Origin of the sequence: Petrocella sp. FN5 (assembly GCF_029210395.1) — a bacterium.
Lineage (GTDB): Bacteria > Bacillota > Clostridia > Lachnospirales > Vallitaleaceae > Petrocella.
Window position 1 is genome coordinate 1 of sequence record NZ_JARGDP010000041.1, and the last position, 24,311, is coordinate 24,311.

Below are 24,311 nucleotides of genomic sequence, written 5' to 3' on the forward strand. Positions count from 1 at the left end.
TAATTAAATTATCGGTACCAATAAGACGCCATAATTTTTTATCATCCATATTACCAGCTGAAGCTATATTTGAGATTAAACCAAATACCTGACGATCTTCAACATCTTCTAATGGTGAAAAAACTCGGTTAGGATCCATATTGGACTTTATCAAAGCGCCTTCTATTAAATCTTCACCCAGCATTTTTTTACATGTTTTTAACCACGTGGAAACAACGGTACCTTTCATATCAATCACCTCTATATAGTATAGTCATTCCATTCCATACCGGTTAAGCTGTCAAAACTAAGCCTTTCAAAGTATACCGATCTTAGTTGACACCTTAATCATTCATATAATAGCATTATTTCTTCTACTTCTCAAGAAGTATTATCAACCGATATTAAATAGTTGCTATTTTGCTACATTTGTTTTACTATGAAACTATGAAAGGAGTTGTTACTCTTATGAAAGAAATTGTTTTTGCAGGTGGTTGTTTTTGGGGTGTTGAAGCCTATTTTAAGCTCATAGATGGTGTTATATCATCTACAGTTGGTTATGCTAACGGTCACACCACCAACCCAACCTATGAAGAAGTTTGCTCAAAAAAAACCGGCCATACAGAAGCTTGCTATTTGTCCTATGATGAAAATAAAATAAGCCTTATTGAGCTGCTTAAAGCTTATTGGGCTATTGTAGATCCAACTGTTCTCAATCGCCAAGGCCCGGATGTTGGTGAGCAGTACCGAACAGGCATTTATTTCATTGATTCTGAAGACTTAGACATTATTAATGCCTCAAAACTTGAAGAACAAAAAAAATATTCTGCACCGATTGTCACAGAAATACAGCCCCTTATCAAGTTTTGGAATGCAGAGGCTTATCATCAAGACTACTTAGAGAAAAATCCTTATGGCTATTGCCATATTCCCTTAGATGAACTTCGCAGAAAAATGAATAAATCCTAGTCAATATGCTTAAATGTCATTCTAGAAAAAAAGCAACTAAAGATATCTATCTTTAGTTGCTCAAGCATCACATTATAAGTCGTCTCATGGTAATGGGGCGATTTTTTATGCTACTTCTACAGGTGTATTATCTTTTATTTTAAACAAGATAATACCTGGTGCTATAATGGCAAACACGATGGAGAGAATTAGGTATAATGTCGCGCTTTCCGCTGCATACATCTTATAAAGCTTAAAGATTACCATAAAGGACAATACCATGTAAGCCAAACTAATCAGTGTACCAATTAATGGAATAGCACCTAGTACAACTGTTGCTGCAAATCCGATCAATAAAATCATCTCTGCTTTTTCATATTTGTTGGCACCAAACTCTATTGTTCTTACAAGCTTGCCAAGGATATAGATGTTTCCGACAGGTACCCATGCTAACCAAGGATTTTCAATGCCTTGGTTCTGTGCCATTTTCATAAGACCCATTGCCATCAATACATAATTAGCAATACCAATCAAAAAGAATAAAAATATAAAACCACCAAATAATGCTAAAATTGCGCCTCCGTCATTATACATATCATTTCTCCCTTTTCTTTCTGCTTTTCTACTCTATTATTAGTTTCACAAAATGGTTATAGAGTCAAAACCAAGTTCTTTAAGTTCAACTATATTGTTTTGAAACCTTCACCATAAAATACTATAATTATATTTTAGTATTTTAATGATTATTTGTCAATGCCAACCTTATTTACAGCAGATGCTTGACTAATGATTCAAAATGCCTACCTCGTGATTCAAAATTCTTATATACACCATAGGAAGCGGCTGCCGGTGACAGTAGACATATACTGTCTTTGACTGTAATCCTCATGCCCATAGCAACCGCTTCTTCCATATCCTTGGCCAAAAAAAGTCGGTCCGGGTGTTTTAATCTGCTATATTGCTGGTGGCCTGTTGTCGGTAGCAGTATGACTTTTATTTTCTCATTATTATTGATATAATCCACTAGACACCCATAATCTACCCCTCTGTCCATACCGCCAATAATAACTGAATCCACATTTCCCAATGCTTTAACGGCTGCAATGGTAGCCTGAGGTATTGTTGAGATGGAATCATTATAGAAATCTACGCCATTGACACGTGCCACGAAAGCCAATCTGTGAGGTAGTCCTGGGAATGTCTCAATGACCTTTTCTCTTGTTTTTGATTGATTATAACCTAATAATAAGGTTATATATACAGCCACACCAATATTGATTAGGTTGTGATCGCCCAATAGATGTCTTTTTAAGTTCTGATCTAAGTGGACTGTATTAAAATCACCTATCAAATCTATACCTCTTGGGGTCACGATTAAGCCGGCTCTTCCAGCTTCATCCTTTGTAATGGGAATAAGCTTACCTTTGTACCCATCCAGTCTTTTTGGTATTTCTTCATCCAAAGCGCTATAAATCAGCGTATCTTCTTCACATTGATACCTTCCAATGTTCATTTTTGCTTCTGCATAGTGATCATAAGACGCATAGTGATCCAAATGCTCTTGGAATATATTAAGTATGATACCATACTTAGGTGATACACGAACCGTTTCCAGTTGATGTGAGGACAGTTCATAGACAAAAAAAGTGGAGGGATCTTTTTCCAGAACATAGTCAAAAGGCGGTTTTCCAATGTTGCCAATTAACTCAACATTCATACCTTCTCCTTTAAGAAGCTCATAAATAAGCGTAGAAACTGTACTTTTACCTTTTGTCCCTGTAATACCTACTATACGGTCTTTATATACTTTGATAAATTCATTGCTTTGAGACGTTACCTTATCAAGCTCTATTAAGCCTTTTATATGCATTAAAGGTATACCCGGACTTTTAAAAACCAAATCAACATCTTTGTCAAAATCTAAATACCGTTCTTTTGGATAAAAATAGATCGATGTATCTATTTCTTGAACTTGGTTATCCGGTTGAGCAATGTTCTGATCCATAATCTGTATAAGGCATTTATCAGTAATGGAATTGATGAAACGATAAGTTGAAATGCCTTCTTTTCCAAAGCCTAAAATCACAATTTTTTTATTATCAAATTGGTCCTTCCAATATGTTATCATAACTTTTCCTCAAGCAATCCCAAATAGTGATCTGGTATATCCTTTTCTTCTTCAAACTTACTCGGTGGATTAATCGTGTCTAGGGGTATGATTTGTTCAAAAGCTTTGACCAGACTTGGTTTTGGTTTGCTCTTTTCTTCAAGTTCTTCAATGATACGTTTCATAGACCAACGAATCTCATCGATGGTACCCACACATTCAAAAGGTTTAACCTCTTTGACACCAATGAGTTCAAGAAATATAGGTTCCAAGTCTATGTTATCCAATAAATTATACCCGAAGATCCGTATCAGAGCTTCTTCTGACATATAGGGCGCTAAAATCGTATAAACAAATAGGCATTTGGAGCAGTGACCACACCAACTGTTATCCTTCTTACCTCGGTTACAACTTCTAAAAACCTCGTGATAAGCTTCGTGTTTAGCAAATCTTTCTGCTATGTCTATTTCATACAGGGGTCTGAGTAAACTAAAGTAGTGCATGTCTCGAATCAAGTATCGGTTCACGTACTCATTAAAATCTTTTTCAAATTCATAGCTCTTAGAATATTGGTGGTTAAAGCTGGCACCAAGAACCGTTGATTCATTGGCGCTGCGTTCATTAGATAGAGGTATATAGCGTTTACCGACTAAGGCTGCTCCAAGTACCGCTATAAAACCTAGTATGGCTGAAAAGGGTACATGGCCGTTAAGAAAGCCTGCATCATTCATCTTTAGTATTTTCTTATCGATATAGCGTTTGGCCAAAAGATAATTCTCATACCCAGCAACATGAATACAATCAATGGCTGCCTGTGGTGGGCTCATGACAAAACATAGATTGTCCTCTTTCATGCCTTTAAGTAGCTCCAAGGTCACCACAGAATCCTTCCCACCACCAACCGGAATTAGGTTCCCGGACAAATCCAAATCCATCTCTTCAAAAATACTTGGCCATTTATGGTCACAAGTAAAATGGACCAAATTAGATTCGGTCACTTCTTCTGACATCCCATTTAGGTAAATTAGTTCTCCTAGTCCGTGATAGAATAATTTTTGCCACCATTTATTCTGCTCAACATCTATGGTACCACATGCAATCACATAGGATTTGGGACATACGCTCTTATAGTAATTAATCCCCTCAATCAAACCTATGGAGAATATGAGGGCGTCTAATTTATTTAACTGCTCAAGATTCAGTTGCGCGTCTAACGCGTGGATCAGTTCATAACTGACACGATGAAAAAAAGTTATAGGTGTTTGGTTGTCACCTTCTAACCTGTATTGAAAATTCAGCATCAACTTTTGATCTATTGTTTCCACCTGATAATTTTCATATACAAACTTATCATATTCTGCTGATAATCTATGGTATTGCTCCAAGCTCATAATAATCCCTCCGATATCCACCAAGGCCCTTTAGGACCTCTTTGGTGTCCTTGAAATTATAACAAATATTCCTGAAGAGCACAATAATAAGCATGATTTGGGTCGCGTTATATGCTAAAAGCCAATCCTTTTTGGATGCTGACTACTTATTTGTATTATATCTAAATTCGTCGGCTAAAAACCCCTCCAGGAACTTTATCCTCTACACATCTGGTTTTACTTTTTCTTAAGTCTTCTTAACAAATGTAAATCAAATGATAATAAACCATAAACACTAATCGTGGAAATGTATTAGGCTCGCTACTACAAAATCATAAGCAATAATACAACAAATAATAATAATCCAATAAATAGAAACTGTTTTTTATCTTTTTCATTGTCAGTATGAACTACTGGATAGAAGAATACATAGATTATTATTAGTATTATCAAATAAATGAAAACTGAAATTAGTGAATTGATTTTTCTATTATCGATAATACTGTAATTCAATAAATTTGAAACAATTGTAAAAACAGATAAAGTTATTATAATTAGTGACTTTTTTTTCATATTTTTTTGCATGATATAGTTAGCCAATACCATACTCTCCTTTCATTTTATTCTGTATTAGACGTTTGTAAAACTCTATAAACAGCAAAATCTCCTAATATCTATGCATAGGGTCAAAAGGCTAAATGCTTACTTATCTAACGTAATACTATATTCAAGTCGGTAATGTTACCAAGAAATGGTTTTCAATAAGATCTATTCACAAATTAATGAATAATCTCGTTCTAAGATAACATATTAGCCTCACTGATTCAATCTATACCATAGAACTATTATTACCAGTGACATGTAACTTGTCCAAATATGAAACCATGTAACTACTCAAATAGTTCATTCCCTTTATATTTTGCCATAAACCTTTACCTAAAAAGCCATATGTGTTAACCTTTTTTACGGAGTGTATTTAATTTAATTCAAGGAGGATTCAAAATGAAATTATTGAAAAAAGCAATTTCACTGCTACTACTAACTTCAATCATTACCTCAGTATATTCTGTACCAATAAGCGCCTCTGAATCTGTTAACAAAGAATTATCTGAAGCAAATATAATTGAAAAAATAATTAGAGTTAACGGACTTACCAGAGACGAGGCTAATATCGTTAGAGAATCACTTGAGTCAAAAATCGCCACATTATCTAAAGATGAATTTAAAAATCTTCAAGACTCAATGAAGACATTCGAGGCAGATTATCTGAAAAAGAAAAATAGTGACCTTGACAACGATGTAACTATTTCAACAAATCTGATTGCCCCTAGAAGTTCTGGCGTAATAATAATGAAAGTCTATGTTGGAAATATTGCGCCAATAACAGGTTATATGTTTATGGCCAATGCTCAAGGAGTCCAATTTATAGATGACCTAATAGGAGCAGGCGCTGGGCTTGCATCAATAGGTGGCACTTTCTTAATGATGTCATCAATATTGAAGCCTACGAGCGCATTGGCAGCCGCTGTTGGTGGTTGGTTAGTATTTAATATTCACTTTATGAAAGCTCAGATAACCTATGGCAGCACTTATGCAATAGCTTACATTTAAAACCTAGCATTCACTCCAAAGCTGGCTTCATGCCAGCTTTAAAATATTATAGATATATGATGTATTTTTCACAAAAATCACCTATATTTCTAAGGCTATTTAATTAAATAGGTATACATTAAAGGACTAATAACTATAGAATAAACAAATTATCTCATTAAATCTATTAAGTCATAGAATCTAAATACCTTATTTTTCTTTTTATCGTCTGGGTATACCCTTCCTGATTCAACGAGTATCTGTGTATATCTCTTAGCCGTGTTATAGCTAACACCCATTTCTAGTTGAATATACTTGATCGTGAAAAATGGTTTTTTGAAAATTGCATGAACTATATTACCATTTATATTATTTGCATTCATATACTTAATAAGCTCTATATGAAGTTTTTCAATAGCTTCTAATTTTTCAATGTAGTTATCTGCTTGTCTGATGGATGATTCAATGAAATATATGATCCATTCTTTCCATTTTGGATGATCATTTCTCAATCCATTTAATAACCCGTAATATTTGAATTTGCTTTTTTCTAATTCTTCACTAATAAAAAAGGTTGGGCTTGTTAGAATATTATTGCTAATCAAATAAAGAATTATAAGAATCCTACCTAATCTTCCGTTGCCCTCTAAATAGGGATGGATCGTTTCAAATTGTGCATGAACGATTGCCGCTCTTGCAATGTAACCTAAATCATCATCAAATTCATTGTTGATGTATTTTTCTAGATTTGAAATGAATCCACCAATTTTCTGAGGTTCAGGTGGAATATATAAAGCATCTTCTATTCTATTTGTTGGTCCGATAAAGTTCTGTATTCTTCTATATTCTCCAAGACTTCTATTTTGACCTCTCGAATTATCGAGAATGATTTTATGAAGCTCATGAAACAAACGGGTACATATTGGTATTGTTGAAAGCTTTCTAAAACCGATATCTATCGCTCTAAAATAATTATTTACTTCTTGAACATCTTCGTTCTTTTTACCACTTACTTCTGATTCTATAACATCAAAAAATGTTGCTTGGGTGCCTTCAATCTTAGTTGATTGAATTGATTCATCTAGTGAAAAAAGCATCAATATTTCATTCTTAATAATTGAACGTTCCAGCATAGAATTAAACCGTTCAAGTTTTGCTCTTGCATCCGATTCTTTTTTTAAGATTTCAATAATATCACTGCTGCTTAAGTTAAGAGGTAGTTCCTTAGGTTCAAATGGTTTTTTCATAATATCACTCCTATTGAATATATAGTAACATAAAGAGTTTTATATTTCAATAATATATATTATTTGAAATATAAATTATGTTCTTGACCTTTCTCAACAACATAAAAAAGCTAGAACAACATGTTGCCATGTTAGCTCTAACTTTTACGAACGAAACACCCCTGCTCGTTCTTTTTGCTTCCACCCCCGGAAACGTCTAGGTTATACACCTATCTTTATCTTTTGGACCTTTAATTCATTCCGTTTTCTATCCCCAATTAAGAAAGCGGTATTTCAATTGCGCAACGTATTAATCCAACTTGTTCTTACATGAAAAGAAACTTCCTTCTATAGATTGCCTGTGATTGTTTTACCATTCAATAAAACTAGGTTTTAACGTTTTTGAATCTAAAACTTCAGCCCTTTCGGTCAGCCAACTGTTTAAGGTGTTGTATGATTCATCGTCCTCGCACTTTTACCTGTAACATGTCATAGCATTGAACATCCTACTTTATATGTGATATCCATCATATGTCTCGTTCACAAGGTCCTAACAAATATTATATCATGGACATGTGATAATTACTAGTTTTTTTGTTTTTTCATGCTTTTTCTTGTGATTATTGTTATCATTATTTCATAAAGTATGTATTACTCTTTTGCGCCGTAAATCTCATAATAAGCATCAATGCTACTTTTGATCTCATCATCAATGTAAACTCTGCCATCAATAGCCCTGTTATGTAAGTACCCCACAACTTCCTCCATAGTGACAATAGCGCATGTTTCAATATTAAATGCATCCGCAAGTTCCTTAAGGGCAGATTGTTCGCCTCTGCCTTTTTCCATTCGATCTACGGATATAATTAATCCAAGAACATTTACATTGGCGGCTGATTTCAGTAAGGGCATGGTCTCATAGATGGAGGTTCCGGCTGTTGTCACATCTTCAATGATGATGATCTTATCACCATCTTGTAATTTAGCGCCAAGAAAACCACCAACATCTCCGTGATCTTTTTGCTCTTTACGATTGGAACAATAGGCGATATCTGCACCATAGGACTTGGATAAGGAAACAGATGTGGTCACACTAAGAGGTATCCCTTTGTAAGCCGGACCAAAAAGAATCTGAAAGTCTGTCCCAAAGTTCTCCTTGATTGCCTTAGCATAGTAGTCTCCAAGTAGACTTAACTGTCTACCTGATTTGTAATTACCCGCATTGATGAAAAACGGTGTTTTTCTCCCACTCTTTGTTGTAAAATCCCCAAAAGTCAGAACCTCACTGTCTACCATAAACTCTATAAATTCTTTTTTATATTGATCCATATTTTTCTTCCCTTCAATGATAAGTAAAAATATCGCCTTGTTAATTTATTGTCAATTTACAATGCCTACTATATCATTTATATTTTCTATTCCCTTATTTTGCATGAAAATCAACATTTCGTCAAGTATTTTCATAGTGGCACAAGGGTCTAATAAATTTGCAGTACCAACGGCTATACCGGTGGCGCCTGCCATCATAAATTCGATGGCATCCTCACCTGTCATAATACCACCCATGCCAATAATAGGCAACCCAATGGTACTTGCCACTTGGTACACCATCCTGATTGCTACCGGTTTAATGGCCGGACCGGACAAACCACCATGCTTGGTCGATAGAATAAATTGTCGCTTATGAATATCAATACGGCTGCCAATTAAGGTATTAATTAGTGATACAGCGTCTGCGCCGCCCGCTTCTACAGCTCTTGCAATTTCAGTGATATCTGTCACGTTGGGGCTAAGCTTAACGATCAAGGGCTGCTTTGCTACCTTTTTAACCGCTTCTGTAACCTTCATTGCCATATTGGCATCTATCCCAAAAGCCACGCCGCCTTCTTTGATATTAGGACAAGAAATATTCAGTTCTAAAAAGTCCACATCCGCAGTAGCCAATCGACTGGCCACGGCCACATATTCTTCAATGGTTCTTCCTGCAAGATTCACAGCAATCTTCGTATCAAATTGTCTCAGAAAAGGGATATCTTCTTCTATAAAAACTTCAACACCGGGATTTTGCAAACCGACTGCATTAATCATACCACCGTAAGTTTCCACTATTCTAGGCGCCGGATTACCCATCCATGGTACATTGGCTACGCCTTTTACCACTACGCATCCAATCTTGTTCATGTCAACATAGGGCTCATATTCTCTACCGGATCCAAAGGTACCGGAAGCGGTCATAATAGGATTTTTTAGTTCAACACCTGCAATGTTTATACCCAAATTCATTAGAATACCACCTCCTTAGCATCAAAAACCGGTCCGTCTTTACATACCTTCTTATACACATAGCCAAGTTCTGTTTCTGCCACAACTTTGGTCACACAACCTACACAACCACCGAAGCCACATCCCATACGCTCTTCTAAGGAAAGCTGTGCTTTAAGGTTATTCTTATTTGCATAGGCCTTTACACCTTTAAGCATGGGTGTAGGGCCACAAGCATATATGTTTCCCAGTAGACCTTTTTCTTCTAGAAGGGCCACAACATGCCCCTTGAAGCCTGTAGAACCATCATCGGTCGTGACAAAAACTTTACCGTACTTTTCCAAACGCTCAATCAAATAGGGATTGGATCTAAAACCTACAACAATGGTTTTCTTACCTTTTAGCTCTTTAGCCAGTTGTACAAGGGGTGGTGTGCCTACACCACCACCGATAATCAAAACATCTTCTTCATAATCTGGGGCAAACTTAAAGCCGTTGCCAAAGGGCCCTAACACTTCAATCTGCTCGCCTTCTACATAAGAGGCAAACTCGGCCGTACCATCTCCTAGGATTGCATATACAAGGTGTATACGGCCTTGTTCCCTATCGATCTCACATATGCTGATGGGTCTTGGCAATAACCGTCCTTTATGATGACAATAAAGGTTTACAAATTGACCTGCACTTGCCTCCATAGCTATGGAGGGACAGTCAAGAACCATTTCATAAACTTGGTCGACCAAATGGACATTTTTTATGATTTTACAGTTGATCTTACTTTTATAACTTGTTTGGCACATATAATTCTCCCATATTATAGATTGACATGGTTGCTTCATTCATATTGGCACATATGATGTCTAGCATACCTTGGGCTGTATCAAGAGAAGTTAATACTGGTACAGTGGCCTCAATGGCTGCTCTACGTATTCTAAAACCATCTCTCGTTACATCATTGGCTTTTGTAGGTGTATTGATGACAACATCAATGAGGCCACTTCTGATGAGATCTAGAATATTAGGAACGCCCTCATTAATTTTCTTAGCAATCTGGGCATCCATGCCATTTTCCCTAAGCACCCTAGCAGTTCCTTCTGTTGCTATAAAACGATACCCCATCTCTATAAACTTCCTAGCCATAGGAATAAACTCCTTTTGATCAATCGGCTTAATGGTAGCCAGTATATTGCCCTTAGGCTTTATAATGCCCATACCTGATCCAACAAAACCTTTGTATAAGGCTTCTTCGAAGGTTTTTCCAACACCAAGGACCTCACCGGTAGACCTCATTTCAGGCCCTAGTGAAACCTCAACATCCGGTAACTTTTGGGTTGAAAATACAGGTACTTTTATTGCAATAAGATCGGCTTCCCTGTATATACCTGTACCAAAGCCCATATCTTTTAATTTTTCACCTAACATGGCCCTGGTTGCCAACTCAATCATTGGAACACCTGTCACTTTGCTGATATAAGGTACTGTTCTTGAAGATCTGGGGTTCACTTCTATGATATAAAGTATATCTTCAAATTCTATGTACTGGATGTTAATCATACCGACAACTTGAAGTGCCAATGCGATTTTCTCCGTCTGCACCAAAATCTGCGCCTTCAGTTCATCCGATAGGCTTCTTGGTGGGTAAATGGATATACTGTCACCTGAATGTACGCCGGCTCTCTCCAAGTGTTCCATGATGCCGGGTATTAAGATACTTTCACCATCACAGATAGCATCCACTTCGATTTCTTTACCCGTCAAATATCGGTCAATAAGAACCGGATTCTTATGATCTCTTTCAAAAGCCGGTCCAAGATAATTTTTTAGCTCCACATCATTGTAAGTGATTTCCATACCTTGTCCCCCAAGAACATAAGATGGACGAACAAGTACCGGGTAACCTAAGATATCCGCTTCTTTTAGACCTTCTTCAATTGACCAGACGGCTTTTCCTTTTGGTCTTGCTACATCCAGCTTTTCCATGAGGTCGTCAAATTTTTCTCTGTCTTCTGCTTCATCTATTTGCTTTGGCTTCGTACCAAGAATCGGCACCTCCATCTGGTCTAGGAAACCGGCTAATTTAATGGCTGTTTGTCCGCCAAATTGTAAGATTACCCCATCCGGCTTTTCTTTTTCAATAATATTCAGTACGTCTTCTTCTGTTAAAGGTTCAAAGTACAACTTATCTGCCGTATCAAAATCCGTGCTCACCGTTTCAGGATTATTATTGGCGATAATGGTCTCTATGCCCGCTTTTTTAAGGGCTAAGATTGAGTGGACTGAACAATAATCAAATTCTATGCCTTGTCCGATGCGTATTGGACCCGATCCAATAACTAAAACTTTTTTACGATCCGATACCGCGACTTCATCGACTTCATCATAAGTTGAGTAATAATATGGTGATACAGCCTCAAACTCACCACCACAAGTATCTACCATCTTAAAGACCGCTTCTATATGGTAGGCTTTTCTAAGATTTAGCACTTCAATGGGCATACACCCTACGAAATCAGCGATGGCTTTATCTGAGAAGCCTTTGATTTTCAACCATTTCATGTAATCCCGATCAATCTGATCAATACTCATACCCCTCAATTTTTCTTCTTCGTCTACGATTTTCTTGATTTTGTTGACAAAATAAATATCCATACCCGTAATCTTACAGATTTTATCCAGTCTGTAACCTCGACGAATCAACTCGGCTAAGTCAAATAAACGCTCATCATCCGGCACTTGTACCCTTTTTTTTAGTTCATCCATATCTCTGGATGCCGCTTTTTTATGATGAAGACTATATTGGCCAATCTCCAATGATCGGACAGCTTTTAGTAGAGCCGCTTCAAAGTTATTGCCAATGGCCATGACTTCCCCTGTCGCCATCATCTTAGTACCTAATGTCTTTTTAGCTCTTCTGAACTTATCAAAAGGCCATTTTGGTATTTTGATGACACAATAATCTAATGTTGGCTCAAAGCAAGCTTGTGTCTTTTTGGTAACGGCATTTTGAATTTCATCTAATCGGTAGCCCAGAGCTAGTTTTGCCGATACCTTAGCAATCGGATAGCCTGTTGCTTTTGAAGCCAACGCTGAAGAACGGCTCACTCTTGGGTTGATTTCTATAATGGCGTATTCAAAGCTTTCAGGATGAAGGGCCAGCTGTACATTACACCCCCCGACAATGCCCACTTCATTAATAATGTCCAGGGATGCTTTTCTAAGCATCTGGTATTCCACATCAGATAGGGTCTGGGATGGCGCCACAACAATACTATCCCCCGTGTGAACACCAACTGGGTCAATGTTTTCCATATTACATACGGTGATGGCATTACCTGCACAATCTCGCATGACTTCATATTCAATCTCTTTCCATCCTTTAATGGATTTTTCAAGAAGGACTTGACCCACCCGTGATAATTGAAGACCTGAAGCCAAAATCTGCTTTAGTTCTTCCCGGTCTTCTGCAATACCACCACCAGATCCACCTAGAGTATATGCCGGCCTGACCACGACAGGATAACCGATATGAGAGGCAAAATCCACACCGTCTTCCATGGTTGTTACGATTTTACTTTCAATAACTGGTTGACCGATTTTTTCCATTAATTTCTTGAAATCTTCTCTGTCTTCCCCTTCTTTGATTGCATCAATCTGAGTACCTATAACTCTTACATTGTATTTTTCCAAAATGCCCGCATCATGAAGCTCAACAGCCAGATTAAGTCCTGTTTGTCCACCCATACCTGCTATCAGACTATCCGGGCGTTCCTTATCTATTACTTTTTCAAGAAAAGGTAATGTTAAGGGTTCTATGTAAACAATATCTGCTACTTCTTTATCTGTCATAATGGTCGCAGGGTTGCTATTGACAAGTACAGTAACGACCCCTTCTTCTCTAAATGCCTGGCATGCTTGTGTTCCTGAGTAGTCAAACTCTGCTGCCTGTCCAATGACGATGGGACCTGAGCCTATAACCAGGACTTTTTTTATTGAATTATCTTTTGGCATATTTATATCCTTTCTTATACATCACTGTCGATCTCATGGCGTCATGATTTCTATGAATTCATCAAATATGGGATCTGTGTCATGAGGTCCGGGACAAGCTTCCGGATGGAATTGGATGCTGTAGATCTGATGTTCATGGTGTTTCATTCCTTCGACTGTGCCATCATTTAAATTGATGTGGGTTACTTCTACCCCTTCAGGAAGTCCATCTTCACAAACCACATAGCCGTGGTTTTGAGAAGTAATCATAACCCGACCTGTACTTAGGTCTTTAACCGGATGGTTCGCACCTCTATGTCCAAACTTTAACTTCTCTGTATCGCCCTCAAGGGCCAACGCCAGCAATTGGTGTCCAAGACAAATACCTGTTATCGGTTTTTTGCCGATAAGTTTTTTAATCTCATGAATAACGGTCGGTACGTCTTTTGGATCACCCGGTCCGTTGGACAGAAAAACACCATCCGGACTTAGGGCAAGTATAGCTTCCGCTTTTGTATGCGCGGGTACTATGGTTATTTTACAATTTCTATTCTTAAAGGATCTTAGAATATTATTCTTAATACCAAAATCCATGGCTACAATGTGAATACCGTCCCCTTCCATCACTTTTACTTCTTTAGACGAGACTTCTTCAACCGCTTTATCATTATGAAAACCATTGAATTTACTAGCAATTTGACCCTGTGTTAGATCTCTTACTGTTATAATTCCCTTCATGGTACCGGAATTTCTGATTATTTTTGTTAATGCTCTTGTGTCAATACCTTCGATACCTAATATCTTATGACGGTTTAAATACTCGTCGATTTCAAACTCGCATCGCCAGTTGTTTGGATGATCCGCTTTTTCCCTTACTACAAACCCCTTTACTTTGACACCGGCAGATTCATGGTCATCTAGGTTCAAACCATAATTACCAATCATAGGGTATGTCATGGTCACAATCTGACCATAATAAGACGGATCCGTTAATATTTCCTGATAACCGGTCATACTGGTGTTAAAGACAACCTCACCGACAGTTTCTTTCATATACCCAAAGGCTTTTCCTTCAAATATTGTTCCATTTTCTAAAATTAGTTTTGCTTTCATGATGTGATTCCTCTCTATAAAACGCGGTTAAGATCGGCTTTCATGTCCAGTGCCGCTTGACGTGAGGCTTTTGCAAAATCCTGGGCATCAAAATCCTTTTGATAAGCCGGTTTTTGATAGGCAGCAATGATGCCTCTTGAGGAGTTTACAATCGCCCCCAAGCCATCCTTATTAAAACAACCTGCAAGATCCTCTGCTGTCGCACCTTGTGCACCATAGCCAGGTACCAAAAAGTATGTCTTGGGCATGATTTGACGTAAGACTTTTCCTTGTTCGGAATGGGTTGCACCTACGACCGCGCCAATTCTACTATATCCTGATTGTCCCATATAAGCTTCTCCCCATTTTGAGACCAATCCACCCATATACTCATACAAGTGTTCGGACCCTACCATAATATCTTGGATTTCACCACTGTTCGGATTGGAGGTTTTTACCAGTACAAATAAGCCTTTGTCATAAGCTTCGCAATTACCCATATAAGGTTCTATGGAATCGTACCCCAGATAAGGGTTTAGTGTTATAAAGTCTTCTTTATAGACTTCAAATTGATTTCCTTCCACTAACACACGGCCGATATGGCCATCGGAATAGCTTTCAGCTGTTGAAGCAATATCACTTCTTTTGATGTCTCCGATTACGACCATACCCTTTTCTTTGGAATAGGCGATGGTATCAATATAAGCTTGCATACCTGCTGCCCCGTATTGTTCATACATGGCGACTTGTGGCTTAACTGCAGGTACAATATCATAAATCTCATCAATAATAGCTTTGTTGAACAAGAGGAAAGCGTAGGCTGCTCCGGATAATGTTTTTCCGTAGGCATCATAAGCCTTTTGGCGTATATGTTCCGGTATATAATCCAGTCTTGGGTCTAAACCAACAACCGTCGGATTCTGTGTTTCTTTTATTTTCTTAATAAGTTGATCAATCATCTTTGTGCCTCCTAATTTTCATTGTCATCATATTTTATCACACCTTTTACAAGGGTGTACTTAACTTTACCTGTTACTTTAACCCCATCATAAGGTGTATTACGTCCTTTGGACTTAAATGTGTCCTTATCAATTAAATGGACTTCCTCCGGCTGTATGATGGTTATATCTGCCATTTTTCCTACTTCCAAGCTGCCTTTATCAATGCCTAACAACTTGGCAGGATTCAAGCTCATCTTTTCAATGAGTTGATTCGGTGTTAGAAGTCCGGAATGTACCAGTGTTTGTAAAGACAATCCAAGAGCCGTTTCCAGACCTACTATGCCGTTGGCCGCACTGTCAAAGCCGCTTTCTTTTTCCGAAGGTGCATGTGGCGCATGGTCTGTGGCTATTATGTCTATTGTACCATCTTTTAGTCCTTCAAGTATGGCATTTACATCTGCTTGAGTTCTAAGAGGCGGGTTCATTTTCATGTTGGCATTTTGTCCATCTACGGCTTCGTCCGTTAAGGTAAAATGATGAGGACATACTTCTGCCGTTACTTGAATGCCTTTATTTTTTGCTTCTCTTATCAAATCCACACTCCCTGCTGTACTGACATGGCACAAGTGTAATTTTGCACCTGTGCTTTTTGCAAGTAGAATGTCTCTGGCTGTTATGATATCTTCCGCATCATTAGGTATCCCCTGTAGCCCCAGTTCTTTTGATCGTTTACCATCATTCATACAGCCACCAAAAGCCAGATCATCGTCTTCACAATGAGATAAGACCGGAATATTAAGTCTAGCTGCTTCAAACATGGCTGTTTTTAAGATCTTTGCATTTAAAACAGATCGGCCATCTTCACTAATGGCAATGGCACCACTGTCTACCATCATATCAATTGGTGCTAACACTTCACCTTTCTGGCCAAGGGTTATAGCACCGATCGGTAGTACATGGGCATGACCTTTCTCTTTGGCTTTCTTAATAATATGCTTGATAATCTTAGGTGAATCAATAACCGGTTTGGTGTTAGGCATACAGCACACAGTTGTATAGCCACCTGCTACAGCGCTCAAAGTACCTGATTCAATATCCTCTTTATATTCATATCCCGGCTCTCTTAGATGAACATGTACATCTATGAGCCCCGGCGTCACCCAACATCCCTTTGCATCAATGATGGTTGCATCTTTGTCATCAGGAATATGACCTATTTTTTTAATCATTCCTCGTTCCACCAATATATCAGAAATTTCATCTCTACCAGATGCCGGATCAATAATTCTACCATGCTTAATGAGTATTTTCATTGCTACCTCCATTTCTAAATAAACTTATGTGACTTTGTGACCTTTGAAATTATCTTTTGACATTTTCTTTTATATTGAGAGAGAGGTACTTTTCTGATATAAAAAAACAATAAACGAATTGGTTTATTACCAATCATTTATTGCTCTATAAACGTCAATGGCTAATTCTGATAGATTGGTATAATGCATCCCCTCTACCACATAACTTATTACACATTTTATCCTTTTTTGCTCATTATAAAAATACGCACCGATGTCTCGCATCATAATTCCTCCCTTTTCGGCCTCTCTGGACCAATTTAAAGTTAGCATGCGTAACGCTAAATTTGCTTTATTAATTTCAATAGATTTTAACATAGGGTATCTAGATTGTCAACGGTTATGTTATCCTATTTGCGGATACTAATTACATGTTTTTTAATCGCTCGGCTTGATCTGCCGTGGTTAGGCTATCAATCAGCTCATCTAAATCACCATTTAAAATGGATTCTAGCTTATGTAGGGTCAATTTGATTCTATGGTCCGTCACACGGCCTTGTGGGAAGTTATAGGTTCTTATTTTTTCACTACGATCACCTGTACCCACTTGACTTTTTCTACTCTCCGCCTGTTCAGATTGTTGTTTCTGAAGCTCCATCTCATAGAGTCTTGAACGTAAAACTTGTAAAGCCTTGTCTTTATTTTTTAGTTGTGATTTACCATCTTGGCAGGATACAACCAAGCCTGTCGGGATATGGGTAACACGCACCGCTGAATCTGTTGTATTAACAGATTGCCCACCATTTCCGGAAGATCTAAATACATCAATTCGTAAATCATTCATATCCAGATCGACTTCAACATCCTCAACTTCCGGCATCATTGCAACGGTTACCGTTGATGTATGAATCCTACCACCTGATTCTGTAGCTGGAATTCTTTGTACACGATGCACACCACTTTCATACTTAAGTTTTGAATATACATTGTTGCCACTGATTTCAAAAATAATTTCTTTGAAACCACCAATACCGTTTTCATTCACGGAGACGACATCTATCTTCCATCTTCTGGAATCCGCATAATGACTATACATTCTGTATAACTCTGCATTAAACAAAGCAGCCTCATCACCACCAGCACCTGCTCTTATCTCAACGAACACATTTTTTTCATCATTCGGGTCTTTTGGAATAAGTAGAATTTTTATTTCATCCTCCAGTACTGATAGCAAGGCTTTGCTCTCTGATAATTCTTCCTTAGCCATTTCTTTCATTTCTTCGTCGGACTCTTCGTCCAACATCATCAGCATTTCTTCAATATTATTTTGGGTTGCTACGTATTGTTTATACTTTTCAACAATAATCGACAAATCACTGTGTTCTTTCATCAGTTTACGCCATCGATCTTGTTGGGAAATTATCTCCGGGTCATTAATCATCTGAGATATGTCTTCATATCTTGCAACCAAACCTTCTAATCTATCAAACATTTTATCACCTCTGTTTTAATTTTTATTCTATTTCTGACCGATAATCATTCGATCATTTCCAGATAAGTCTTTATAACCTTTTACATTTTTGTATTCACTTTCTTCCATCAAGCTAAGAACGGCCTCCATTTGATTATGGCCTATCTCAAAAAGTAAATAACCACCCTTTTTTAGATAGGGCTTACCTTCAACAATAATACGCCTATAGAAATCTAATCCATCGGTTCCACCATCTAGTGCCAAACTGGGTTCCTGATCCTTAACTTCGGTACTTAGACTATAGATGATATCAGAAGGTATATAAGGCGGGTTGGAAATAATCATATCCACGTTCATTTGTGGCACCTCTATAAATAAATCACTTTTATAGAAAGTAAGACGATTGTTTACACCCAAATCAAGACCATTCTCATGAGCTATGGAAATTGCCTCGTAAGACACATCAACACAATAGGCCTTTATCTCTGCACATTCTTTTAAAAGGGTTATCCCAATACAGCCACTGCCACTGCACATATCTATAACTTGTTTCATTCTATTTTCTTTGATTAAAGAAATGCCTTTTTCTACTAACTCTTCCGTCTCAAATCTAGGTATCAAGACATTACCATTAACTTTAAAGTCATAACCGTAAAAGTTCTGATAGCCAAGTATATGCTGAAGTGGCTCCCCTGCTAAACGACGTTGTATATGATTCATATAGCTAAGGTAAGTCTCTTCTGATAAGGTCTTTTCCTGTATAAGCATAATCTCTGTTAAGCTACAGCCCATCAGTTCAGCTAATAACCACTTAGCATCCACTTCTGCTTCTTGCTTATTTGCAAGTTCAAACTTACTTTTAACATCTGCCAATACCTCACTGATTTTATGCTGGTTCATCAATGGGCTCATCTTTCCATGTGTCTTCTTCTAATACATTCATAAAGGCTGTAATAGCGATTTCTACCTGACTTGCATCTGGTTCACTGGTCGTAATCCTTTGTAGAGCCATTCCGGGTGATGCAAAAAGATTAATAAGACCATTATCAAACTTACCGAATATTTTTAGTAGCTCATAAGAAATCCCTGCGATTAAAGGTAATGCCAATAACCTAACGCCGATCCGTAACCAAAATGTCTGAACATTAATAATGGTTAATACAACAATACTCACCGTCACAATAATAAAAATGAAATTTGTGCCACATCGCTTATGAAAACGTGAGTGTTTCATAACATTTTCTATTGTTATCTCATCACCACTTTCGTAGCAATTAATTGTCTTGTGTTCAGCACCGTGGTATTCGAATACTCTCTGTATATCTTTCATTCTAGAGATGAGAAAAATATAACCAATTAGGATGAGTATTCTAATGATGCCATCCATTAAATTCATCCAACGTCCTTCCGGTAAAAAGCTTCCCATGATTTGAGACAGGAATGCCGGCACAATGAAAAACAAGCCTATGGATAAGGCTAATGCCAGTACCATAGAAATGACGATGATAATATCGTTCATACGATCTCCAAATTTTGCTTCAAGAAATTTTTCAAACTTTGAAGGGGCTTGTTCTTCTCCCTCTACTTCAAAAAACTCAGCAGAAAATGTAAGAATCTTCATACCAATAACCATAGATTCTAAAAAGGCAACACCACCTCGAACCAAAGGGAGCCCTAAAACTTTATAACGCTTTGTTAAACTAACATACTCTCTTTTATCTAATACTATTTTTTTATCGGATGTTCTAACGGCTGTGGCGTATTTTTCATTGTTTCTCATCATGACGCCTTCAATAACCGCTTGTCCACCAATACTTGGTCGTTCCATATTATCACTTCCATCTATTTGATTTTTTTTAATCCTATAACACTAAGTTTAAGATTTCTTTAGTATATCACACTCTTATTAGAGCTGCCAATAAAAATCCATTGGGTTGAATTTAGAATTAGAAAAGGATTACTACGTTGCACACCTCTATAGAAAAGAGCTGAGGAAAACCTCAGCTCTTCGTTTTTTCTTCTCTAGGAAAGTCTATGCTATGTAACGATCAAGGAAATCTTTCCTGCCGGAACAATTTGCTCTGCAAAGCGAGGCGTAGCCTCTTTGTTCTTATGCTTCTGTGTTTTGTCTGAATTTACGATTGAATTTATCAATACGTCCACGTGCCTGAACAGATTTTTGTTGACCTGTATAGAACGGATGACATTTTGAGCAAATCTCTACGTGTATTGATTCATTTGTAGTTCCAGTAATAAATTCGTTACCGCAGTTACATTTAACTGTTGCTTGATTATAAACCGGATGAATGCCTTGCTTCATTCTTTTCACCTCTTTCGCCCGTGCTAATATTATATGACCGACATAATATATCGAGCAATATTTTCGATTGAGAATTGATGTTTCTCAAAACAGCTCTTAAATTATAACATACATATTTTTATATATCAATCTTTTTAATAGTTTGACAAAATATTTTTTGATAGCTTATGAATATACTCAGCATTTGACTTGGTGTCCATAAATACTTTTAGCATAGAATCAATGACATCTTCTGATCTCATATTGGCGCTGACTTTTCTTAGCTTGTTAACGGCTTCAAGTTCCTCCGCCGTGTATAGTAAGTCATCTTTTCGAGTGCTGGATTTGGACAAGTCTATCGCTGGGAATATGCGACGTTCTGAAAGTTTACGGTCAAGGACAACCTCCATATTTCCAGTGCCTTTGAACTCTTCGAATATCACCTCATCCATCTTACTTCCCGTTTCAATAAGCGCCGTCGCTAATATGGTTAAGCTGCCGCCTTCTTCAATATTTCTAGCCGCACCGAAGAATTTTTTCGGCATATGCAATGCCGCGGGATCAAGGCCACCTGACAACGTTCTACCACTTGGTGGAATAATGAGATTATAAGCTCTAGCTAATCTAGTAATACTGTCTAATAAAATAACCAAATCTTTTTTTTGTTCTACCAATCGTTTTGCTCGTGAGAGTACCATCTCTGAAACTCTTTTATGATGTTCAGGTAGTTCATCAAAAGTTGAATAAATAACTTCTACATTTTTACCTTTAATTGAACGTCTAATGTCTGTAACTTCTTCTGGCCGTTCATCAATCAATAATACAATAAGATAGACATCCGGATGGTTCTGAGTAATTGCATTTGCTACTTTTTTTAATAGTGTTGTTTTCCCTGCCTTAGGTGGTGCAACAATCATGCCCCTTTGGCCCTTGCCAACCGGTGCAATAAAGTCAATTAAACGTGTAGCCAGTTCGCTGGACACTGTTTCAAGATGCAAACGTTCATTAGGAAATATTGGAGTCAAGCTTTCAAAATTTGGTCGTTTAGCTGCAACTGAAGGTAGATCACCATTAACCGATTGAACATAAAGCAAAGCTCTGAATTTTTCATTTTCTTTTGCAACCCTTATGTTCCCTTTTAGCATATCTCCAGTCTTGAGATTAAAACGTCTAACTTGAGAAGGTGAAACATAGACATCATCCTCACCAGGCATATAGTTTTCCGAACGTATGAAACCAAAGCCATCCGGTAATACTTCCAATATACCAAAGGCTATTTGGCCGCTGTCTAATCCATTCGGATCTTGTGGTACTTCTGCTTTTTTCTCCTCGGTACTTTCCGAAGTTTTTGGGGATGCTTTTTCTTTATTCTTGGCTGAATTCGAAGGCTTAGGTTCGGATTTTGAGATTTTACTTTTTGCTCTTGCTTCTTTTTTTACTTTAGTCTCTTTTTCCTCTTTTTTCTCCTCAGTTTCAGTCTCATCTACTTTCTTCTCATGGGCTTTGGCATCTTCTTTCATCTGAATTTCGGTTAAAAGCATAACCAACTCAGCTTTTTTAAAAGATGTAACACTTCTCAAACCAATTTCCTTTGCCTTAGCTCGCAATTGAACCAATGTCATTTTTGAATAATCAACACTCAAAACAGGCCTCCTAATAATATGTAATTTTTATATATGGATTGTAAATCATAATGAATATATCAGAATAGAATAATTACCCTTAAATCGATGCATTTATTATACCACATCTTACTTACTCATAACAGTACAATGGCAGAAATTGCAAAGAAAATAATTAAGGTTAATGCATCTGTTATTGTTGTTATCAGAGGATTTGCCATTGTAGCCGGGTCTAACTTAAGTTTTTTAGCTAATATTGGTAACATGCCCCCTACTGTCGTTGCTGTCACAGAAGTTCCAATGAGCGTCAGACCTACGATAGATGCCAATTTTAAATCTTGTCTAAGTAATAGAATTCTTGTAAAATTCAACCCCCCTAAAGTTCCACCTATATACAGACCCACTTTTATTTCCTTCCAGATAACTGCCATGAAATCTTTAAAATCTATTTCCCCTAATGTGATGCCACGAATGACGAGTGTAGATGATTGTGCACCTGCATTACCACCTGTTGACATCAGCATAGGTATAACACCAAACAAAATAGCAAATTGTGCTGTTAAATATGTGTTCTTATTCGAAATATATTCCGTTATGGTGGCAGAAAACATTAGTATAACCAACCACATCAACCGGCGTTTTGCCAAATCAAAAGATGTCATACTCATGTATTCCATATCGGATGGCTCTATCGCCGCCATTTTTTGAAAGTCTTCCGTTGTTTCTTCTTCAATAACGTCTACAACGTCATCAATTGTTATGATACCTACAAGTCTGTTTTCATGATCAACAACCGGTAAAGACAAGAAATCGTATTTTTTAAATATGTTGGCAATAACCTCTTGATCATCTGTTGTAGATACCGAAATGACCTCAGTTTCCATGATATCTCCAACCAAGTGGTCTTGGGGACTTAGTACAAGTTCCTTTAAGGTAACAATGCCCTCTAGTCGCCTTGTATTATCTGTTACAAAACAAGTGTAAATCGTTTCTTTCGTAATACCGATACGGCGAATACGGCTCATAGCATTTTCAACTGTCATATCCGCTCTCAAATCAACAAATTCTATTGTCATAAGGCTCCCAGCAGAAGCCTCTTTATAGTTTAGAAATTGATTGATAAGCTTTCGTTCTTTATCTGTAGCATCACGAAGTATCATCTTAACGACATTAGCCGGCATTTCTTCTAATAAGTCAATCTTGTCATCAAAGTTCAGTTCATTAATAATGTAAGCCAATTCCTTTTCGCTAATAAGCATTGAAATCTCTGATTGTGTTTCTATATCAAGGAATGCAAAAACATCGGCAGCAATTTCTTTTGGTAATAATCTATAGACAATCAGAGCATCTCTATCATCAAGTTCTTCAATGAGCTCAGCGATGTCAGCCTCTTGTAAATCAACCAATTGAGTTCTTATTTGTTTATACGCCTTTTCGTTAATCAATTCTATGAGTTCATTAATCTCCAATATAAACCCTCCTAAGTAAAGTCATAAACACGTTGATAAGTCATGGTATATATATCCTTCATTATATTACGATACCGATCCGGGTATCCTTCCATATTATCAACACCTTTCTTTACATAAATGGGTTAAAACTACTACTATTGCAAGTCTATCAAAATATAATTAAAATGTAAACTGGCATTTATGCTCAACTGCCCATGTTTTAACCATAATAAAAATAAAACTATAGAAATGTCTGCATCAAAATCTTTTTATGGGAAAAGAGCACTTTCTTAGAGAATAAAAAAAGCTCGCCAACCGCAAGCAGTCAACAAGCCCTCTCAATGAAGTTAGCGTGCGCAGAAGGATTTGAACCCTCGGCCTTCTGGTCCGTAGCCAGACGCTCTATCCAGCTGAGCTATGCGCACATAATTTGGTTCATCTCATTCTTAATTAAAACATGCCGGAGACCGGAATCGAACCGGTACGACTTTAAGGGTCGCAGGATTTTAAGTCCTGTGCGTCTGCCAGTTCCGCCACTCCGGCATAATAAAAAACCTACGATGGTTCAACATCCATATCAGACGTAATGGGCGCAACAGGGCTCGAACCTGTGACCCCCTGCTTGTAAGGCAGGTGCTCTCCCAGCTGAGCTATGCGCCCTGGGATATTTTCAT

General features: G+C 37.4%; 21 protein-coding genes and 3 tRNA genes. 2 read left to right on the plus strand and 22 right to left on the minus strand.

The genetic code is table 11. The annotated features are described in order from the left end of the window. A partial coding sequence (locus tag P0N36_RS10290) for a heme NO-binding domain-containing protein (protein ID WP_275842764.1) occupies nt 1–229 on the minus strand: 229 nt, incomplete at its 3' end. 218 nt (nt 230–447) lie between these two features. Between P0N36_RS10290 and msrA the strand changes: the two genes are divergently transcribed. After that, nucleotides 448–948, plus strand: a complete 501-nt coding sequence (gene msrA, locus P0N36_RS10295; protein WP_275842765.1) for a peptide-methionine (S)-S-oxide reductase MsrA — start codon at nt 448–450, stop codon at nt 946–948. A gap of 105 nt (nt 949–1,053) precedes the next feature. Here the strand turns inward: msrA and P0N36_RS10300 are convergent, their stop codons facing one another. The 3 genes from P0N36_RS10300 to P0N36_RS10310 all read right to left on the minus strand — a co-directional run bounded on the left by P0N36_RS10300 (nt 1,054) and on the right by P0N36_RS10310 (nt 4,425). Continuing rightward, nucleotides 1,054–1,521, minus strand: coding sequence for a hypothetical protein (locus P0N36_RS10300; RefSeq protein WP_275842766.1), 468 nt, complete (start codon nt 1,519–1,521; stop codon nt 1,054–1,056). 172 nt (nt 1,522–1,693) lie between these two features. Then, entirely contained in the window at nt 1,694–3,055 is a 1,362-nt protein-coding gene (murD, locus tag P0N36_RS10305) for a UDP-N-acetylmuramoyl-L-alanine--D-glutamate ligase (protein WP_275842767.1), read from the minus strand. Beyond that, complete coding sequence (locus P0N36_RS10310; protein ID WP_275842768.1) at nt 3,052–4,425, minus strand: hypothetical protein; 1,374 nt, start codon at nt 4,423–4,425, stop codon at nt 3,052–3,054. Before P0N36_RS10310 ends, murD begins: the two co-directional genes overlap by 4 nt. Before the next feature lie 981 nt (nt 4,426–5,406). On the opposite strand from P0N36_RS10310, the gene P0N36_RS10315 reads away from it, so the two are divergent. After that, a complete protein-coding gene (locus tag P0N36_RS10315) occupies nt 5,407–6,015 on the plus strand; it encodes a hypothetical protein (RefSeq protein ID WP_275842769.1) in 609 nt (202 codons plus the stop codon). Nucleotides 6,016–6,164: 149 nt separating this feature from the next. On the opposite strand, the gene P0N36_RS10320 is transcribed toward P0N36_RS10315, so the two are convergent. From P0N36_RS10320 to P0N36_RS10405, 18 genes are all read right to left on the minus strand, one after another. Then, nucleotides 6,165–7,241: a Fic family protein gene (locus tag P0N36_RS10320; RefSeq protein ID WP_275842770.1), complete on the minus strand. Its 1,077-nt coding sequence runs from the start codon at nt 7,239–7,241 to the stop codon at nt 6,165–6,167. Nucleotides 7,242–7,871: 630 nt separating this feature from the next. Next, nucleotides 7,872–8,549, minus strand: a complete 678-nt coding sequence (gene pyrE, locus P0N36_RS10325) for an orotate phosphoribosyltransferase (RefSeq protein ID WP_275842771.1) — start codon at nt 8,547–8,549, stop codon at nt 7,872–7,874. A gap of 51 nt (nt 8,550–8,600) precedes the next feature. Next, nucleotides 8,601–9,503, minus strand: a complete 903-nt coding sequence (locus tag P0N36_RS10330) for a dihydroorotate dehydrogenase (RefSeq protein WP_275842772.1) — start codon at nt 9,501–9,503, stop codon at nt 8,601–8,603. Then, nucleotides 9,503–10,282 (minus strand): dihydroorotate dehydrogenase electron transfer subunit, encoded by a 780-nt coding sequence (locus tag P0N36_RS10335; RefSeq protein ID WP_275842773.1) that lies wholly within the window; start codon nt 10,280–10,282, stop codon nt 9,503–9,505. The genes P0N36_RS10330 and P0N36_RS10335 overlap by 1 nt, the downstream gene beginning before the upstream one ends. Continuing rightward, the gene (carB, locus tag P0N36_RS10340; RefSeq protein ID WP_275842774.1) at nt 10,263–13,490 is read right to left on the minus strand and encodes a carbamoyl-phosphate synthase large subunit; all 3,228 of its coding nucleotides are present in this window, start codon (nt 13,488–13,490) and stop codon (nt 10,263–10,265) included. The genes P0N36_RS10335 and carB overlap by 20 nt, the downstream gene beginning before the upstream one ends. Nucleotides 13,491–13,523: 33 nt before the next feature. Continuing rightward, complete coding sequence (locus P0N36_RS10345) at nt 13,524–14,582, minus strand: carbamoyl phosphate synthase small subunit (protein WP_275842775.1); 1,059 nt, start codon at nt 14,580–14,582, stop codon at nt 13,524–13,526. Nucleotides 14,583–14,596: 14 nt separating this feature from the next. Continuing rightward, on the minus strand, nt 14,597–15,520 hold the full coding sequence (pyrF, locus tag P0N36_RS10350; protein WP_275842776.1) for an orotidine-5'-phosphate decarboxylase: 924 nt from the start codon (nt 15,518–15,520) through the stop codon (nt 14,597–14,599). Nucleotides 15,521–15,531: 11 nt separating this feature from the next. Further along, nucleotides 15,532–16,815: a dihydroorotase gene (locus tag P0N36_RS10355; RefSeq protein WP_275842777.1), complete on the minus strand. Its 1,284-nt coding sequence runs from the start codon at nt 16,813–16,815 to the stop codon at nt 15,532–15,534. A 126-nt stretch (nt 16,816–16,941) separates the two neighbouring features. Beyond that, nucleotides 16,942–17,082: a hypothetical protein gene (locus P0N36_RS10360; RefSeq protein ID WP_275842778.1), complete on the minus strand. Its 141-nt coding sequence runs from the start codon at nt 17,080–17,082 to the stop codon at nt 16,942–16,944. Nucleotides 17,083–17,221: 139 nt separating this feature from the next. After that, nucleotides 17,222–18,286: a peptide chain release factor 1 gene (prfA, locus tag P0N36_RS10365; protein ID WP_275842779.1), complete on the minus strand. Its 1,065-nt coding sequence runs from the start codon at nt 18,284–18,286 to the stop codon at nt 17,222–17,224. A gap of 27 nt (nt 18,287–18,313) precedes the next feature. After that, entirely contained in the window at nt 18,314–19,165 is an 852-nt protein-coding gene (prmC, locus tag P0N36_RS10370) for a peptide chain release factor N(5)-glutamine methyltransferase (protein WP_275842780.1), read from the minus strand. After that, nucleotides 19,152–20,093, minus strand: coding sequence for a DUF1385 domain-containing protein (locus P0N36_RS10375; RefSeq protein ID WP_275842781.1), 942 nt, complete (start codon nt 20,091–20,093; stop codon nt 19,152–19,154). Before P0N36_RS10375 ends, prmC begins: the two co-directional genes overlap by 14 nt. Before the next feature lie 282 nt (nt 20,094–20,375). Beyond that, nucleotides 20,376–20,585 (minus strand): 50S ribosomal protein L31, encoded by a 210-nt coding sequence (rpmE, locus tag P0N36_RS10380; RefSeq protein ID WP_275842782.1) that lies wholly within the window; start codon nt 20,583–20,585, stop codon nt 20,376–20,378. A 134-nt stretch (nt 20,586–20,719) separates the two neighbouring features. Beyond that, nucleotides 20,720–22,186 carry a transcription termination factor Rho gene (gene rho / locus P0N36_RS10385; RefSeq protein WP_275842783.1) on the minus strand — a complete coding sequence of 489 codons (1,467 nt, stop codon included), beginning with the start codon at nt 22,184–22,186 and terminating at the stop codon, nt 20,720–20,722. A 137-nt stretch (nt 22,187–22,323) separates the two neighbouring features. Then, nucleotides 22,324–23,655 (minus strand): magnesium transporter, encoded by a 1,332-nt coding sequence (gene mgtE / locus P0N36_RS10390; protein ID WP_330684009.1) that lies wholly within the window; start codon nt 23,653–23,655, stop codon nt 22,324–22,326. Between the two features lie 333 nt (nt 23,656–23,988). Next, a tRNA-Arg gene (locus tag P0N36_RS10395) sits at nt 23,989–24,062 on the minus strand. 33 nt (nt 24,063–24,095) lie between these two features. Continuing rightward, nucleotides 24,096–24,180: transfer RNA gene (locus P0N36_RS10400), tRNA-Leu, on the minus strand. Nucleotides 24,181–24,224: 44 nt separating this feature from the next. Beyond that, nucleotides 24,225–24,297, minus strand: a tRNA-Val gene (locus P0N36_RS10405). Nucleotides 24,298–24,311 lie beyond the last annotated feature (14 nt).

Coding starts and splice junctions, on each gene's coding strand:
- msrA (WP_275842765.1), top strand. CDS start 448: ATGAAAGAAATTGTTTTTGCAGGTGGTTGTTTTTGGGGTGTTGAAGCC.
- P0N36_RS10300 (WP_275842766.1), bottom strand. CDS start 1,521: ATGTATAATGACGGAGGCGCAATTTTAGCATTATTTGGTGGTTTTATA.
- murD (WP_275842767.1), bottom strand. CDS start 3,055: ATGATAACATATTGGAAGGACCAATTTGATAATAAAAAAATTGTGATT.
- P0N36_RS10310 (WP_275842768.1), bottom strand. CDS start 4,425: ATGAGCTTGGAGCAATACCATAGATTATCAGCAGAATATGATAAGTTT.
- P0N36_RS10315 (WP_275842769.1), top strand. CDS start 5,407: ATGAAATTATTGAAAAAAGCAATTTCACTGCTACTACTAACTTCAATC.
- P0N36_RS10320 (WP_275842770.1), bottom strand. CDS start 7,241: ATGAAAAAACCATTTGAACCTAAGGAACTACCTCTTAACTTAAGCAGC.
- pyrE (WP_275842771.1), bottom strand. CDS start 8,549: ATGGATCAATATAAAAAAGAATTTATAGAGTTTATGGTAGACAGTGAG.
- P0N36_RS10330 (WP_275842772.1), bottom strand. CDS start 9,503: ATGAATTTGGGTATAAACATTGCAGGTGTTGAACTAAAAAATCCTATT.
- P0N36_RS10335 (WP_275842773.1), bottom strand. CDS start 10,282: ATGTGCCAAACAAGTTATAAAAGTAAGATCAACTGTAAAATCATAAAA.
- carB (WP_275842774.1), bottom strand. CDS start 13,490: ATGCCAAAAGATAATTCAATAAAAAAAGTCCTGGTTATAGGCTCAGGT.
- P0N36_RS10345 (WP_275842775.1), bottom strand. CDS start 14,582: ATGAAAGCAAAACTAATTTTAGAAAATGGAACAATATTTGAAGGAAAA.
- pyrF (WP_275842776.1), bottom strand. CDS start 15,520: ATGATTGATCAACTTATTAAGAAAATAAAAGAAACACAGAATCCGACG.
- P0N36_RS10355 (WP_275842777.1), bottom strand. CDS start 16,815: ATGAAAATACTCATTAAGCATGGTAGAATTATTGATCCGGCATCTGGT.
- P0N36_RS10360 (WP_275842778.1), bottom strand. CDS start 17,082: ATGATGCGAGACATCGGTGCGTATTTTTATAATGAGCAAAAAAGGATA.
- prfA (WP_275842779.1), bottom strand. CDS start 18,286: ATGTTTGATAGATTAGAAGGTTTGGTTGCAAGATATGAAGACATATCT.
- prmC (WP_275842780.1), bottom strand. CDS start 19,165: ATGAACCAGCATAAAATCAGTGAGGTATTGGCAGATGTTAAAAGTAAG.
- P0N36_RS10375 (WP_275842781.1), bottom strand. CDS start 20,093: ATGGAACGACCAAGTATTGGTGGACAAGCGGTTATTGAAGGCGTCATG.
- rpmE (WP_275842782.1), bottom strand. CDS start 20,585: ATGAAGCAAGGCATTCATCCGGTTTATAATCAAGCAACAGTTAAATGT.
- rho (WP_275842783.1), bottom strand. CDS start 22,186: ATGACATTGGTTCAATTGCGAGCTAAGGCAAAGGAAATTGGTTTGAGA.